Origin of the sequence: Sphingobacterium litopenaei (assembly GCF_014692495.1) — a bacterium.
Lineage (GTDB): Bacteria > Bacteroidota > Bacteroidia > Sphingobacteriales > Sphingobacteriaceae > Sphingobacterium > Sphingobacterium litopenaei.
Genome location: NZ_JACOIJ010000049.1, coordinates 1 through 17,053, shown reverse-complemented (window position 1 = coordinate 17,053; position 17,053 = coordinate 1). Strand labels below are relative to the sequence as shown.

General features: G+C 35.8%; 7 protein-coding genes. 5 read left to right on the top strand and 2 right to left on the bottom strand.

From position 1 onward, the window contains the following. Positions 1–164 precede the first annotated feature (164 nt). Entirely contained in the window at positions 165–1,496 is a 1,332-nt protein-coding gene (gene argH / locus H8B04_RS15830; protein WP_190302973.1) for an argininosuccinate lyase, read from the bottom strand. Positions 1,497–1,731: 235 nt separating this feature from the next. On the opposite strand from argH, the gene H8B04_RS15825 reads away from it, so the two are divergent. The 5 genes from H8B04_RS15825 to H8B04_RS15805 all read left to right on the top strand — a co-directional run bounded on the left by H8B04_RS15825 (position 1,732) and on the right by H8B04_RS15805 (position 14,214). Then, on the top strand, positions 1,732–4,692 hold the full coding sequence (locus H8B04_RS15825; protein WP_190302972.1) for an alpha/beta hydrolase family protein: 2,961 nt from the start codon (positions 1,732–1,734) through the stop codon (positions 4,690–4,692). Between the two features lie 183 nt (positions 4,693–4,875). Further along, positions 4,876–10,161: a translocation/assembly module TamB domain-containing protein gene (locus tag H8B04_RS15820; protein ID WP_190302971.1), complete on the top strand. Its 5,286-nt coding sequence runs from the start codon at positions 4,876–4,878 to the stop codon at positions 10,159–10,161. Then, positions 10,151–12,478: a translocation and assembly module lipoprotein TamL gene (gene tamL, locus H8B04_RS15815; RefSeq protein ID WP_223815467.1), complete on the top strand. Its 2,328-nt coding sequence runs from the start codon at positions 10,151–10,153 to the stop codon at positions 12,476–12,478. The genes H8B04_RS15820 and tamL overlap by 11 nt, the downstream gene beginning before the upstream one ends. A 90-nt stretch (positions 12,479–12,568) precedes the next feature. After that, positions 12,569–13,507 carry a malate dehydrogenase gene (locus H8B04_RS15810; RefSeq protein WP_165292308.1) on the top strand — a complete coding sequence of 313 codons (939 nt, stop codon included), beginning with the start codon at positions 12,569–12,571 and terminating at the stop codon, positions 13,505–13,507. Between the two features lie 263 nt (positions 13,508–13,770). Next, positions 13,771–14,214, top strand: coding sequence for a retropepsin-like aspartic protease (locus H8B04_RS15805; protein WP_165292307.1), 444 nt, complete (start codon positions 13,771–13,773; stop codon positions 14,212–14,214). Between the two features lie 49 nt (positions 14,215–14,263). Here H8B04_RS15805 and H8B04_RS15800 read toward each other — a convergent pair whose 3' ends face one another. Beyond that, complete coding sequence (locus H8B04_RS15800; RefSeq protein WP_190302969.1) at positions 14,264–16,858, bottom strand: DUF3857 domain-containing protein; 2,595 nt, start codon at positions 16,856–16,858, stop codon at positions 14,264–14,266. Positions 16,859–17,053: the final 195 nt, after the last annotated feature.

Below are 17,053 nucleotides of genomic sequence, written 5' to 3'. Positions count from 1 at the left end.
CGATGTGACTGAATGATGTTTTTCCTCAACTAATTTAACACACTTAAGTTTAAATGTTAAATCATATTTGACTTTTCGTTCCATAAAAATACCCCCAGAAAGTGTCTAACTTTTTGGGGGCAGTGCATCATTACAAGCACCTTTTTTATAGAATTTCTATAGTATTACTTAATTAGCTCTTGTAATGCTTTTTCAACTTTTTCAAAACCAAAATCAGCTTTTACTTCAGTAAACATACGTCGAATGTGATCATTGCACAGATTACCAATGCTTCCTTCGTGTGTGTGATTCACTTCTTTCGAAGGTTGGAATGTTCCTTCTTCAATAGCCAGACCAATATTTTTATAAGCTTCGCGGAATGGTATGCCTTGTAATACTTCATTGTTTACCACTTCCACAGAAAACAGATAGTCGTATTTTGGATCATCCAAAATACTATCCTTTATCTCAATATTCTCCAACATAAATGTAGCGATTTCCAAACATTCGTTCAAAGACTGAAACGCTGGGAAAAGATTTTCTTTTAACAATTGCAAATCACGGTGATATCCTACTGGAAGATTCGTAGTCATCATCGCAATTTCTGTTGGCAATGCCTGAATTTTATTACAACGTGAACGAATCAACTCAAATACATCAGGATTTTTCTTGTGTGGCATTATGCTCGATCCTGTTGTTAAATGAGCTGGGAACGAAATAAATCCAAAATTTTGGTTGATAAACAACGTTACATCCATTGCAAATTTGGCTAATGTAGCGGCAATAGAACTCATAGCTTGAGCCAATATACGTTCTGTCTTACCACGTCCCATCTGTGCGTAAACCACATTATAGTTCAAATCTTCAAATCCCAATAGTTCTGTAGTCATCGTACGATTCAATGGGAAAGAAGAACCATATCCAGCTGCCGAACCCAATGGATTCTTATTACAAACAGACCAAGCTGCTTTCAACATATGCAAATCATCGACTAAACTCTCTGCATATGCGCCAAACCACAACCCAAATGAGGATGGCATCGCAATCTGTAAATGCGTATAACCTGGCATCAACACATTTTTGTACTTTTCACTTAACTTTATAAGTTCATTGAAAAGCACTTCAGTATTATTGAAAATACTGTGAATTTCAGAGCGGAAATATAATTTTAAATCCACCAAAACTTGGTCATTACGGGAACGACCAGAATGGATTTTCTTACCAGCATCTCCAATACGTTGAGTCAACATCATTTCTACTTGAGAATGCACGTCCTCTACGCTATCCTCAATTTGAAATTGACCAGCCTGGATTTCTTTATATATATTTTTAAGTTCTTGTTGAACAGCCGCTAAATCCTCATTTGTCATCAAACCAATGCTATTCAGCATACGCGTATGAGCCAATGATCCCAATACATCAGCACTTGCCAAATGCATGTCCATCTCACGATCTTTACCAACTGTAAACGATTCAACAAAAGAATCTACATCAATGTTTTTTTGCCAAATTTTCATTCAAAAGTTATTTGAATCACAAAAATACCATAATTTTAGTTATAACTTTTATAAACTTAATCTTTTCATAAGATGAGTGAATAAGGCATCAACTAAAAAGTACTTTTGTCTGAAGTTCATATCCATCGCTTTTTATCTTTCAGGTAAAATAATCCTTATAACATATTTAATACAGTCATTAAGTAATGAGATTAAATAAATATATTTATAAAGAATTTTAACCTATCGAAATTAAATGACAAAAAAATCTATTTTGTTTTTCGCGTGTCAACTGGCATGGTTAACACCTTTTGCTCAAGAAGCTTCTAAAGTACTCTCATGGCAAGATGTCCCAAAGTGGGAATACGTTCGAATGAATGGCGCTACACCTTCTCCTGATGGAAAATGGTTAGCCTATGTCTCTGGACCAACGGAAGGCGATCTCACATTGACATTACGTCATACACAAGATACTACCAAATTCGATTACAAGATTGGCGGTGCTACTACCCCAATATTTTTCAACCAAAATGCACAATACTTCAGTTTTTTTGAAAACCAAAAATTTTCAGAAATCAAGGCGAATGAAAAATCACGCCGACCATCTAGCAAGAAACTGAAAATAGTAGCATTAAAAGATACGGCTTCAGTTACTTTCGATAAAGTACAAAGCTTTAGCTTTTCTAATCAAGACAGCAAATGGGTGGCTATACGTTTCGAAGGACAAAATCCAGGAGTATCACCCGCTATGGGGGGAGCAACTCGTCCGACAGATGTTCCAAAAGGAGCTGATTTGCTTCTTTATAATCTTATTACCAAGAAAAAATATAATCTTGGAAATGTAAGTGAATACAGTTTCAACAAAAGCGGACAATATCTAGCTTATATCATCGATGCGAATGGGAAAAATGGAAATGGTATTTTCTTGATGGATCTAAACACTGGGATTTCAAATGCGCTGCATAATGATGAAGCTAATTTTTCAAGGATTTCTTGGAATAAGGAAGGTACAGCTTTTGCTTTATTAAAATCTAAAACAGATAAAAAGTATAAAGATCCTGTTTATACCTTGTTGGGTATCAAAAATCTCAAAGCGCATAATGCAGATGTATTTACATACAGTGGATTGGATGAAAATCAAATTACAGCAGGATTTGGAATTAGTCAAAATGCCAACGCCTATTGGAGCAAGGACCTGAAAACAATATTCTTTGGGGTAGCGAAATTAGAAAAGGCGGAAGAACCAAAATCTACAGAGAAAAAAATAGATGATATCGCTAAAGCGGATGCTAAAAAAGTAGCCGAAAAAGATTCAACAGCAAAAGAAAATGCCGCAGCAATACAAAAAGATTCTACACAAATAGCGAATAATGGACCTAAAACTCCATCAACGCCTAAAAAACCAGAAGTCAACAAAAAAGACTTAGAAAAGCCGGATATGATCATCTGGAACTGGCAAGATGTTCGTCTTCAGTCTGTACAGAAAAACAGATTACAAACGGATAAAAACTACACGACCATGAGTGCATGGCATGTAGAAGAAAATAAATTTGTATCTCTTGCTGACAGTGCTGTTAAATCTATTTCTCTGGCTCCAAATCAGACCGTGGGATATGGATTTGACTTTAAACCTTATGAATACGAGTCGAATTTGAATGGTCAAACGTATGGCGATTTGTACATCGTAGATATCAAAACTGGACAAAAGAAATTGGCCTTGAAAAAACTATACTTAAATGCATCACGCAGTATACGTTTCTCGCCAAATTCAGATCTATTATTACTTCATCAGGATGGTCATTTTCATGTGCTGAATACTAAAACTTTAGCGCTAACCAATATCACGCAAAATATCCCTGCATCATTTGTGGATATGATGGAAGATCGCAATGTAGAAAAAGCTGCGACAAGTTCTTTTGGGTTTACCGCAGATAATAAATTTGTATTACTGCTTGATAATTTCGATTTGTGGAAAGTATCTGTAGATGGTAAATCTGCAAACACTTTGACAGATAATTGGAAGTCAAAAAAATTAATGACTACGGGTGTTAACTATATTTATGAAGACGATGAGTTTATTGATTTAAAGAAAGATCAATATTTTGGAATTTACAATCATGATACAAAACAAAAAGGAGTAGCTTTGCTTGCATCCAACTCAAATAAACTTCAAATTCTTAAATTAGACGACATTAATTTTGGAGGAATCCGTAAACCTAAAAACAGTACAAATCTTTTCTATACCATTGAAAAGTCGAATGTTGCTCCTGACATCTTTGTTGCCAGTGACAAAACTTTATCTCAAGAAAAACAGCTGACGAACAATAACCCAGAAAACAAGAAAGGTGTATTGTCAGCTGGCTCAAAATTGATTAGCTATGTAACTGCACATGGAGACACATTAGAAGCTACATTGTACCTTCCAGCAAATTATGAGGAAGGAAAATCTTACCCAACAATTACCTATATCTATGAGCGTTTGACGTACGAGAAAAACAATTATTCTCAACCGGCTTATCCTGGAGGTGGTTTCAATCGCGCCATGTATACCAATAATGGTTACGCGGTATTGATGCCAGATATAAAGTACAAATTGAATGATCCTGGAATGTCTGCCGTAGCTTGTGTTGTACCAGCCGTTAAAGCTGCTATTGCAACAGGAATTGTAGATGAAAAGAATGTAGCTATCCATGGTCACTCTTGGGGTGGATACCAAACATCATTCTTAATCACTCAAACTGATATCTTCAAAGCTGCAGTTGCGGGAGCGCCTTTGACAAATATGATTTCCATGTACTCTTTGATTTATTGGAACTCGGGTTCTTCTAATCAAAGTATTTTCGAATCCAGCCAAGGACGTCTTACTACAGGATATTGGGACAATTGGGATGCTTACGTCCGCAACTCGCCTATTTATCATATTAAAAAAGTCAACACACCATTAGTGATCATGCACAATGACAAAGATGGGGCTGTAGACTATACACAAGGTATAGAATACTATAACAGTTTACGTCGATTGAATAAACCTGTTGTAATGCTTACTTACAATGGCGAAAATCACGGATTGATGAAAGAGGTAAACAAAAAAGATTACGCAGTACGTATGATGGAATATTTTGATCATTATCTAAAAGGCAAGCCTGCACCAGATTGGTGGGCAAAAGGTGTCGATTATATCGACCTCCCTAAACACCTAGAAGAACGTGCTTTCTAAAAAATAAGAGCTAGTCAATTGACTAGCTCTTATTTTTTGCTTATATTAACTATTGAAAACATTAAAAATAATTTAGCTGATGGCTGGATTTTTTTTGCCTTTGAGAAGAAAAAAGTAAACTTTTCAAGTATTTTTATGTTTATAATTCAGTGTTAACATTATTTTAAGTAGATCAACTGAGGTTTGAATAAATTTACCCGTGTCGCTGTACGTATTTTCCTTTGGATAATAGGTTCAATAATAGCCCTATTATTACTGGTCGTATTTTTAATACGCTTACCTGCCGTTCAAAATTATATTGCAGGCAAAGTATCCAACTACCTAGAAACCAAGATCGGAACCCCCGTGGATATTGGCTATGTCAATATCGCTTTTCCTAAAATGCTTGTTTTAGAGAATGTTTATTTTGAAGATCAAACGCGAGACACCCTCATTGCGGGTGAAAAAATCAAAGTAGACATTGATATGTTCAAGATTTTGAAGAACACTATCGAAGTGCAAGAGATACAGCTTGCTGGCATCACTTCCAAGATAAAACGTACTGCTCCAGACGGGAATTTTAATTTTGATTATATCGTAAAGGCATTTTCATCGGAAAAAGAAAGCACAGTTGCGGATACGGACACCACTTCGGCTCTTATTTTCAAACTAGATAAAATTGGTTTAGAACGTATTCACTTCGTGTATTCGGACGATATGATAGGGACGTCCGCAGACTTACGATTAAATAAGTTTGAGACACGTGTCAAAACCTTCGATTTGGCAAACAACATGACCTTTGATTTGCCACATATCAATATTGACGGATTGTCTGCCGACATCAAACAATGGGCACCTGCTACGGAATCCAAGGATGTGAAAGCCGAAGATTTTGGTATCACAGATCCAAGCGTAACAACGACTTCTCTCCTTCCCAATTTAGGTACCGAAACAATCACTCTAAAAAATATTTTTGTCAAATACGAAGATGCTTCATCAGCCATGAAGACCAAATTTGACATCAAAAATCTTTCAGCTAATGTAGACCAGATTGATTTAAACAAAGAGGTCGTAAAACTAAAAGATATTGTTTTAGACCAATCGGACTCTTATGTTGTTTTTGATAAAAGTAGCAAACCTAAGGATAAACAAGACACTTCGACTTCTCCTGTTAATTGGGTAGTTTCCGTAGATAAAATAGCTGTTGATAAAACAAATTTTCTTTTCAGAGATAATAATCAAGCTCGAATTAAAGGTTTTGATTATGGAAATATTGGTATAAAAGACCTAGCAGGGGTGTTAAAGAACTTATATTATTCTAACGATTCTATCTCTGGTTCTGTACAAAACCTAACAGCTAAAGATCATTCGGGCTTATATCTAAAGCAACTGAAAGGTGACTTTGTATATGGTAATACTGGTGCAGTAATCGAGAATTTATTGGTTCAGACTCCGAAAACTATTATTCAGGATTACATCAAGGTAACTTATCCTTCTTTGGATGCGGTATCCAAATATCCACAATTGGTCAATATTGATGCGCGCATCAAGAAAAGCCAAATCGATATGACGGACATCAAATACTTTGCTCCGGATTTAGAGCAAATGGAGGTGATGAAACCTTTGATGACCCGCAAATTCTATATTGATGGTCGCGTGGTTGGACGTTTGGATGATCTAAATATACCTAATATAGAATTCAGAACTTTAGACAAAACGCATATCATTGCTTCCGCAAAAATCAAAGGCTTGCCAGATACAGATAAGTTAAATATTGATCTAAATCTTAAAAAACTAACTACTGGCAAAGCGGATTTGAATCGTTTAATAGCAAAATCGTTATTGCCTAAAGATATGGAATTCGAATATCCGAATTCTATATCCTTAGCAGGAACGTTCAAAGGTGGAATGAGTGGATTTGATGCCAATATGAAGTTAGTAACGGAAAAAGGAAATGCTTCAGTAGATGGCTATCTTAATATGGGAAAACGAGATACGACTTACGATGCTCAAATTTCCATTGACAATTTCAATTTAGGTCATCTTTTGAAACAAGATTCTGTATTAGGAATAATTTCAGCCAATGCACAAGTAAAAGGTACTGGCCTGAATCCTAAAACTATGGCTGCAGACGTCAAAGGAACGATCAACCGTTTTGATGCGATGGGTTATGCTTATCATGATATCAATCTGGATTTGATGGCGCAAAGTGGTGATATTGCTGGTTCGATCATCAGTACAGACCCTAATATTCGTTTTAATGCCAATCTAGCCGCTAATATGCGTGACACTTATCCAAAGGTGAAAATGAATATGATGATTGATTCTGTCAATCTTCAAAATCTTAAACTCATGGATGACAATTTCCGTTATCACGGAAAAATAGATGCAGATTTCGAAACAGCAGATCTAAATTATTTGAACGGTCGATTAAATGTCTCCCAATCTTCTATCGCGTACAACAACGAACGCTATGCATTAGATACCATATCGCTGATAGCACGTGCGGATACTTCTCGCAATATGATTATGCTTCGTTCTGAATTTTTACGTGCCCATTTGGTTGGAAAATATAAATTAACAGAACTGGGGGCTTCTATGCAGGATGTTGTTCGTGTGTATTATAACCCAAATAACGAACCTCCGAAGCAATTAAAGTATGATGCACAAAATTTTGAGTTTTCTGCTACGCTGAATTATTCTCGTTTCCTCAAAGACTTTTTCCCTGATATTACCAAAATGAGTGATATCACACTCGATGGAACTTTTGATAGTCAACAAAAGACCATTATGGCCAAATTATTGGCTCCAAGTGTGATTTATGATGGCATAGAAGTGGATAATCTAGGTATGGACATTATTACGGTAGATAGTACGCTGTATTATTCTACCCTAATTGACAAAATAAAAGTCAACCAAATTGAACTTAAGAATACTGTACTCAGTGGACAAGCTGTAGAAAATAACTTAGATTTTGGACTTTGGATTAAGGACAAAGAAGACAAAGATCGTTATCACTTAGGAGCTCGAATGGGGGTAGACAGAGGAAATTACCTATTGAGTCTTTTGGAAGATGGGTTAATGCTGAATTATGATACGTGGCAGACTTCAGCAAGCAATCAATTGAGTTTTGGAAAAGATGGTATTCGTGCACATGATTTTGTATTAAGCAATAACGGGCAGGAATTGCGTATTCAATCCCAAGATTCCACATTGAACGCCCCTATTGACATTACATTTAATAATTTCCGTATTGAAACCTTATCCGAAATTTTAGAATCTGACACTTGGAATGTTGGTGGAGGTATCAACGGAGCTGCGACAATTTCTAGATTAGATACTAAGCCTGTTTTTGTTTCTGATTTGGAAATAAACAAATTCTATTTCGGTCAAGATACTGTTGGAAACATTCTAATGAATGTGCACAATCAAAAAGAAAACACGTATTCTGCGGATATTAGAATCACCGAAAATGGCAATGATGTACAATTATTAGGCGATTATTTTGCTCCATTGAATGGTAAACCTTCTTTTAATGCTACACTAAGTCTGAAACCATTAAAAATGAAAACCATTCAAGCCTTCAGTTTAGGCTATTTACAAAATTCGGATGGAGATTTATCTGGCGATCTTTCTATAACAGGTGATTTAGATAATCCAAAAATTAATGGTGATCTGACTTTTAATAAAGCAAGATTAAACGTTGCTATGCTGAACGCTGATTTTTTAATGGACAATCAAAAAATCAGTTTTACTAATCAGGGATTACAATTCAGACAGTTTTTGTTGAAAGATGGAAAAGGCAACGAGGCGAAGCTAAATGGTACAATCTTAACAAAAAATTATACAGATTTTGATTTCAATCTGAATTTGACCACTAACAACTTTGCGGTTGTTAACTCAACACGTGAAGACAATGATCTTTTCTTCGGAAAATTATATGTGACTTCAAACATCCGTATTCGCGGAAATCTAGACAAGCCTGTAATTGATGGAAATGTTTCCGCTAATGAAAACACGGATTTCGTATTCATCGTTCCGAATGATAATCCTGGCATAGCAGAACGGGACGGGGTAGTCAAATTTGTCGATAAAAGCGATACTGTACGTACAAATGTGTTCGCAAAATTGGATTCCATGACAACCGCAACACGTCTGACTGGTATGGATTTGTCATTGAACCTAAGTACCGATCGGGATGCAAGATTCAAAATCATCATTGATGAAGGTTCGCAAGATGCCTTGAATATTCAAGGTGTGGCGGAATTAACCACTACGATCGATGCGAGTGAGAAAATCACCATGTCAGGGACTTTTACTGTCGAAGATGGTAATTACTCATTTAGTTTTGGACCTATCAAGAAAGAATTTGACTTCCAAAAAGGTAGTACCATTACATGGAATGGAGATCCTTTGGATGCCAGATTGGATATTACCGCATTGTATAAAGGGCGCTTCCCTACGCTAGATTTGGTCGCAAACCAAATTGGTACGGAGAGTTCAAATCTTTACAAACAACGTATTCCTTTCGATGTAAAATTGATTCTTACAGGAGAGCTTTTCAAACCCGAAATTGCGTTTGATATCGATTTGGACGAAAATAATGCCGTAGTTTCTCAAGATGTTGTTTCTAAGGTAAATAATGCCTTAGTAGCCTTACGGGATGATCCGGCAGAGCTAAACAAACAGGTTTTCTCCTTAATCATTATGGGTAGGTTTATGTCTGCAAATCCATTCGAAAGTTTGTCTGGAGGTGGCGGCGTTGAAGGAATTGCCCGCAGCTCAGTAAGTTCATTCCTGACGAGTCAATTGAATAATCTGGCTTCGGACTTAATCAAAGGCGTAGAATTGGATTTCAACTTACAATCAGAACAAGATTATCTTTCGGGTTCTGCTCAAAATAGAACGGATTTAAATATTGGTCTCTCAAAAATGTTATTTGACGATCGCCTTAAAATTACTATTGGCTCCAACTTTGAAGTAGAAGGGAAAACACGTCCGGGAGAAAAACCGAACAATATAGCAGGTGATATATCATTGGATTATCAATTATCCAAAGATGGACGATATTTTGCCCGGGTATACCGCAAAAATCAATATCAAGCAACATTACAAGGGCAATTTGTAGAAACTGGTATTGGTTTTATTATCAATATGAGTTATAACCGTTTCAAAGAATTATTTATGAATGAAAAGGCGTTAGCGGCTTATTTGGATCCAAATAACAGCAGCTTCCGTAAAAGATTTAATGTTGAGCGCATGGAAACGGATTCGGCTTACAGAGATAGCGTTCGCTTAGTCATACGTGATAGCATGATGAAGCATAATCCAGCTTATCGCAAGCGAATAGAAGAACAACAGAAGAAAGATGAATTAAATAAGTTAGATCAAGATAGTACAGAAAATAATAAGGATACGACACAAATCAAGTCTGTAAATGATACCGCTATACGTAATGAAGATGAGGAAAGGAGATCGAATGAAAAGTAAATACTTAAGTTTGGCTTTCGTGGCTATGCTATGTTGGTATAATATGTCATGCAGCACCACCAAACATCTTCCTGAAGGCGAAAAGCTTTACGTAGAAGGCGACGTAAAACTTGAGATGGATAGCAATGTGAATGCAGAACGTAAAGAAGCTTTTGAAGAACATCTCGAAGGGTTATTAATGCCTAAGCCCAATAAAAAAGCTTTAGGTGTGCGATGGAAGCTGATGTTTTGGAATGCTGGCGGAGGCTATGATACTACAAATAATATTGTCCGCAATTGGCTGAAAAAACGTGGTGAAGAGCCTGTGCTTTTAAGTGATGTCAACCGAGAATACAATGAGAATCTCTTACGAAACCGTATGGAAAACCTGGGATTCTTTAACGCTACTGTCAACTCTGACACAAGTATTGATGGTAAAACAGCCAAGGTAATCTATACGGGTATTCCACGCAAAATTTATCGTATTGATTCGGTAGTATTTGATATTGATTCCACAACTAATATTGGACAAGATATTATCGCCACTAGATCCGAATCCCTATTAAAAAAAGGTTCGAATTATAATTTGGATGTGATTTTGAATGAACGAGATAGAATTGATAATGACTTAAAAAACAAAGGATATTATTATTTCAATCCAGATAATATTTTAGTCGAAGTAGATAGTACAGTGGGTGATCACAAAGTGAATATGTATGTCACTATTAAACCTGAAACTTCAGAACAAGCTAAAGAACCTCAAAAAATTGGTGATATTTTTATCTATCCAAATTATACCTTGACATCTCAAGGATACACCCGTAGACCAAATACCGAGTATATGGAACTGTTTGATGATAATTATTATATCATCGACCGACAGAATACATTTAGAAGAAAAGTAATAACAAATCACATTTTCTTCGAAAAAGGTCAGGAATACAATCGTCATGATCACAATTTGACGATTAATCATTTGGTCAATCTAAATGCTTTTAAATTTGTCAAAAATAGTTTTGAACCTAATCCAGATTCCGCGAATACATTAGATGTATATTATCACCTTACACCGCTTCCAAAGAAATCTATACGTGTAGAATTGTTAGCAAAGACAGCGACCGTGTATAATGGATCGGAAGCCAATATAACTTGGACGCTCCGCAATGCGTTTAAAGGAGCTGAAACAGTATCTGTGAATATTTTTGGTGGATACGAAACTCAAACGGGCGGTAATGTCAATTTGAACTCTTCTTATTATCGTTATGGTGCTGAAATGACTATCACTTGGCCTCGTCTATTATCTCCTTACCAATGGACTCCAGGAAGGCGTTTTATTCCTAAAACCTATTTAAAATTCGGTTACGAGTTCTTAAATCGTCGTACGGCTTATACCTTAAATTCATCTAGTTTGAATTATGGTTACATGTGGAAAGAAAATGAACAAAAGCAACACGATCTGACCTTAGCTGAAATCATTTATGTACAGCCACGTAATATTTCCGAAGCGTATAAGGCTCAAATGGATACGGTACCTACGCTTCGTAGAATCGTAGAACCACAATTCTCGTTTGGTCCTAATTATACTTACACATTCACCAATACTATGCAGGAAAATCTGAAACATACCTTCTATTTCAAAGGAGGGATGAACCTTTCAGGGAATGTTTTAGGTCTTATTCAGGGAGCAAGTTATAAAAACGATAACCAAAAGGAACTTTTTGGAACAAAATATAGCCAATTCGTCAAAATAGAAGCGGATGGTCGCCACTACATGAAATTGGGAACGCATGCGCAGTTAGCTTCTCGCGTGATGTTGGGGATGAGTTATTCCTATGGAAATTCACGTTCTCTACCCTATTTAAAACAATTTTATTCAGGAGGTCCTAATGGTCTTCGTGCATTCCGAGCAAGAGCGGTAGGTCCAGGTTCGGCCTTACCAGAGAATCTAGGTGAAGAAAATTTCTTCGCAGATCAGACTGGTGATTATAAACTAGAGTTAAACACCGAATACCGTAATCGTATTGTCGATTTTGGTGTAGGTATACTCAATTGGGCTGCGTTCATTGATGCGGGTAATATTTGGCTTCAAAACACAGATGAAGGTAAATTAGGCGGTAAACTTTCAAAAGAATTTTTATCCGAGCTAGCAGTTGGTGCAGGAGCAGGTTTACGCTTCGATTTTACCTTCCTGATATTGCGAACAGATTTAGCTGTCCCCGTTCGCGTTCCCTATTATCCAAAGAACGATCGATGGGTAATTAAAGACATAGATTTTAAAAGTTCAGAGTGGAGACGAAATAATCTCGTTTTCAACTTAGCAATCGGATATCCTTTCTAACCAGAAAGGATATTTTTATTTTCACCCTATTCTTCAATAAATCATTGATAATGATTATATTTAGATAACACAAATAATCCTCCTTGAAATATGAAAATAACAGTTATTGGCGCAGGAGCTGTAGGTGCTACCACTGCAGACAACATTGCTCGAAAGAATTTTGCTGAAGAAGTCATTTTGTTGGATATCAAAGAAGGTTTTGCAGAAGGTAAAGCACAAGATATGATGCAAACATCTGCACTTTTAGGCTTTGATACAAAAATAAAAGGTGTAACCAATGATTATCTACAAACAGCAGGTTCCTCTATTGCTGTAATTACTTCTGGGATTCCTCGCAAGCCAGGAATGACACGTGAGGAATTGATTGGAACAAATGCCAATATTGTAAAAAATGTAGTCGATAATTTAGTAAAATATTCACCTGACATTATCATCATTGTGGTCTCCAACCCAATGGATACTATGACGTATTTGGCTTACAAGGCTTCGGGTTTACCGAAAAATAGAATAATTGGGATGGGAGGCGCGTTGGATTCTTCGCGTTTCAAATATCAATTAGCTAATAAATTGAATGCATCTCCGGCTGATTTAAATGCGATTGTAATCGGTGGACATGGGGATACAACCATGATTCCTTTGATTAATAAAGCAACTTGGAATAGTATTCCTGTTAAAGAGTTTTTGGACGAAGTGGAAAAAGAAGAAATTATCCAAAAGACAATGGTTGGAGGTGCTACATTGACAGCCTTGATAGGTACTTCAGCTTGGTATGCACCAGGTGCGGCTACAGCCGCAATGGTCGAAAGTATAGCATTGAATCAAAATAAACTTTTCACCGCTTCCGTTTATCTCGAAGGAGAATTGGATGAAAGTGATATTTGTATAGGGGTACCTGTTATTGTAAACAAGAATGGTTGGGACAAAATCGTTCCTCTATCCTTAGATGAAGAGGAAAAAGCTAAATTCAAAGCTAGCGCATCTGCCGTTAGAGCGATGAATGCTGTCTTGAGCGAAAACAACATTATCTAATAGGCTTAACAAACTTTCTATTATATTTGAGAGGACTTTTAAAAGTCCTCTTTTTATTTGATAACATATGGGATTGCATGTTGAACTTAATTATCTAAATATGGTTAATCTATTGTAGTGCATCTAATTTTGGATTAATTCTTTTAATTTCTGATGCATTCACTACAATCAAAACAATTCAAATAAAAAGATGACCAGCCTATGATAAGGCTTAGATTAATATTTAATTTAATGAGGAGCTAATAAATTACGATACATTTTACATGAAGATCATTCCATTCGAAATACTAACCTTGCAGCAAGACGGTTATCACATTATTTTACATATTGAATTATTAGAGAAAAAATTTAAAATGGTGTTAGACACAGGCGCCTCAAAGACTGTTTTAGATAGAACAACCTTATTGGAAGCAGGAATTGATGAGCAAAAATTGATTGAGACCAGCATTTTATCCTCAGGACTGGGTACTAACGAAATGCAGTCTGCAATTTTTATACTGCCGTATTTACGTATTGGAGATTGGGAATGTAAAAAATTTGAAGTCGCAGTTTTGGATCTTTCTACTATTAATTTTGCGTACAGCCAAATAAATGCAGATCCTGTGGTAGGCGTAATTGGCGGTGATATTCTTAACAAATATGGGGCAGTTATCAATTATAAGAAGAAAACTTTGCAACTTAATGAGAGAGCAAGCAAACAAAAATAAGAGCATCCAAATTGATGGCTCTTATTTTTGTTTGCTTTTATGCGTAATATTAATCCAGCTCTTTTATATTTTCCCAGTCATGAGTATTAATCACTTTTTCCTCATTACTTCTATATTTTCTCACAAATACATTCTTAACATTCTGTGATTTAAGAATATAACTTCCCCAGATTAATGAAAACAAAATCATTCTAAATAAATCAGCAGCAACAGTATTAAACGAAAAATGTCCAGGCAACATATAATGCGCTACTACGGTATCAATGATAACAAAAGCCAGATTGAATATAAAAGTGAATAATAAGGTCTGCGGAAAAATATCCCTTTTTTGGAAATACAGCACTAAACAATAACCAAAGGACAAAATTACCAATGCATTCCCAATTATTTCACAAACCACAACCGTATTATACAACACACTGTTGACACCTAGATAAGTAGATACTATCCAAACATTTTCATTAAGCAAAGAATCATCCGTAAAGAAACTAATCAACAACCTAATTAATGAAGCAACCAATCCGAAACCTAAAAAACTCGTCCATCCATTCATACTTTCTTCGTAACCATTATTTTCTGGGAGGACAAAATATTTTGGTTCTGTCTTGTGATAAAATTTGATGATAAATACAAATGCCACAATCAAAGTCAGCAGTAAAATACCATAGGACAATAATGAAGGAGAGCCTACAGGGCTAATTACTTCAACACCGCCATCTTCCGCCAGGAAATAACCATTGTAAAACTGATCATCTCTATTCGAGAAATCCTCATTATATAAAGCAACATCTTTCTCTTCAACAAAGGAAGAATGAATAGAAAATTGGTAATTAATTTTTAATGTATCTCCAATTGTGCTAATATGTTTACCATAACTATAGGCAGATCTTTCTTGGAAATGATTATCTGCTACCGTATCGAATGGTTTTCCATCAACATTCACTATTTTAATAGAATAGTCAAAACTCAAAGGATATTGCAGAGAAATAGGACCTACATGGTCTGGCTCAAGCTCTGGGATATATGTGGTCAACTGATTTGCATACAAGGGCAACACACGCTTGCCAACTTGGCTATCCACTGTACCAATATCTTCAATACTATACACCTCATAAACCTTAAACACATTGTTTTTAAGATCATCCTCAAAACTTATATTTTCCTTTTTCTTAGTTTTAGGATATAAACGCGTATAATAATCTAAATATGATTTTTGAACCTGATTTTTAGCAGTTGTTTTAAAATAGCTACGTATCTCATCTGCACTTCCGCCTTCATAGATGGTATTGACTGTTAACAAAGCTTTATAATTCTTATCCAATTGATAAGTTTCTACAATTTTAATACGTTTATTTGCTTCCTTTCCTACTCCAATTAGCTCATCACGTACACGCGAAGTCAATACATCACCATAATAGGGCAAATAGCGTTCTTTTATATTTCCTCCTTGATTAGTAATCGTAGGATCGATAAATTGATGTCGACCATCCACATTTATCTCTACGATCATATGATTAAAATGCAATGGCGACGGTAGACGATCACGCAAACCGTATTCGTGCGAGGTATTTGCCAATACTAAATCTGCTCCTATTCCTTTTGCTTTTAACATAGAAGCAAGCAATACTGATTTATCCTTACAATCCCCATACCGCTGTTCAAATACACGATGAGGATTATTTGCGCGATGAGAGTACTCTCCTACTTCTACCCCCATATAGCGTATTTCATTCTGAACAAAATCCGTGACTTTCGTTAAATAAGCATAAGGTTCTCCTCTCGACTCTTTCCAGGCTCGTTCGACATATTGACCCAAAGGATTATTGGGCTGTATCGTTACTATAGGGTTTATTTGGAGAATCCAATCCGAAACTTCTTTCCAATTTTTATATTCCGAACATTCGATATAATCATAACTGCTATACCACGACGGAGAATTATAATAATAAGTAGCTTTTTTAGTATCTACTAAGTCCCATGTATATACTTTATTCGTTCCTCGATTTTCAATTGTAGGTTTAGGCGCGTCTTTATATTCTTTAAAGTGGACTTGACGATCCTCAGGGACAATATAAGCTACAAAAACCTGTCCTATTGGTTCATAACTCTGTAGGTTATAATAGTCACAAAACTTATTTTGAAAAACACCATTAAACCCTTGTACTGAATAAGAACAGATTATTTTATCCTCATTTCGTAAATCATCGATGATGATATAAGCTGATTTCATTCCATTATATATAGAACGCGTCAAATCATCCTCTACAGATAATTGCTTAATCTTTTGAAGATTAAGTTTATTTATCCGGACACCATTACGAAGGACTACTAACTCATGAAATATGACTTTTTGGTATTCAGGATTATAATAGACTGAAATATTTCCAGCATTTTCTGTTCCCGCATTATCGAAGATCACTTTTGCTGTGCGATAAAATCTTGTTTTAGAGGCTAAGTCAACTTGGTATTCATAAGACTCGATATAGTATCCATCATTGATATCCTCCAAGTCTGGTTTTACGGGTTTTGAATCAGGTGCCAAAACCCAAGAAGGCACTGCAGACTGCGAAAACTGTCCCGATGCATATGGAGAAATAAAAACAAGAAAAAAGAAAAGGAGAAATTTCAGAAGATTGGCTTTCATATAATAAGTTATACACGAAAGTAATTAACTTTTATTTAAACACAAAGAATTATTATTAGTATAACTTAAAATAGAGTAGGAAGGTAATCATTATTTGATTACCTGACCCCTCACACCACCGTACGTGCCGTTCGGCATACGGCGGTTCATTAAACATTAACAGTCTTTGGGACTATTATATCGGTAAGATATAGT

Bases quoted from the DNA above. Each gene is read 5' to 3' on its own strand.
- argH (WP_190302973.1), bottom strand. From the start codon at position 1,496: ATGAAAATTTGGCAAAAAAACATTGATGTAGATTCTTTTGTTGAATCG.
- H8B04_RS15800 (WP_190302969.1), bottom strand. From the start codon at position 16,858: ATGAAAGCCAATCTTCTGAAATTTCTCCTTTTCTTTTTTCTTGTTTTT.
- H8B04_RS15825 (WP_190302972.1), top strand. From the start codon at position 1,732: ATGACAAAAAAATCTATTTTGTTTTTCGCGTGTCAACTGGCATGGTTA.
- H8B04_RS15810 (WP_165292308.1), top strand. From the start codon at position 12,569: ATGAAAATAACAGTTATTGGCGCAGGAGCTGTAGGTGCTACCACTGCA.
- tamL (WP_223815467.1), top strand. From the start codon at position 10,151: ATGAAAAGTAAATACTTAAGTTTGGCTTTCGTGGCTATGCTATGTTGG.
- H8B04_RS15805 (WP_165292307.1), top strand. From the start codon at position 13,771: ATGAAGATCATTCCATTCGAAATACTAACCTTGCAGCAAGACGGTTAT.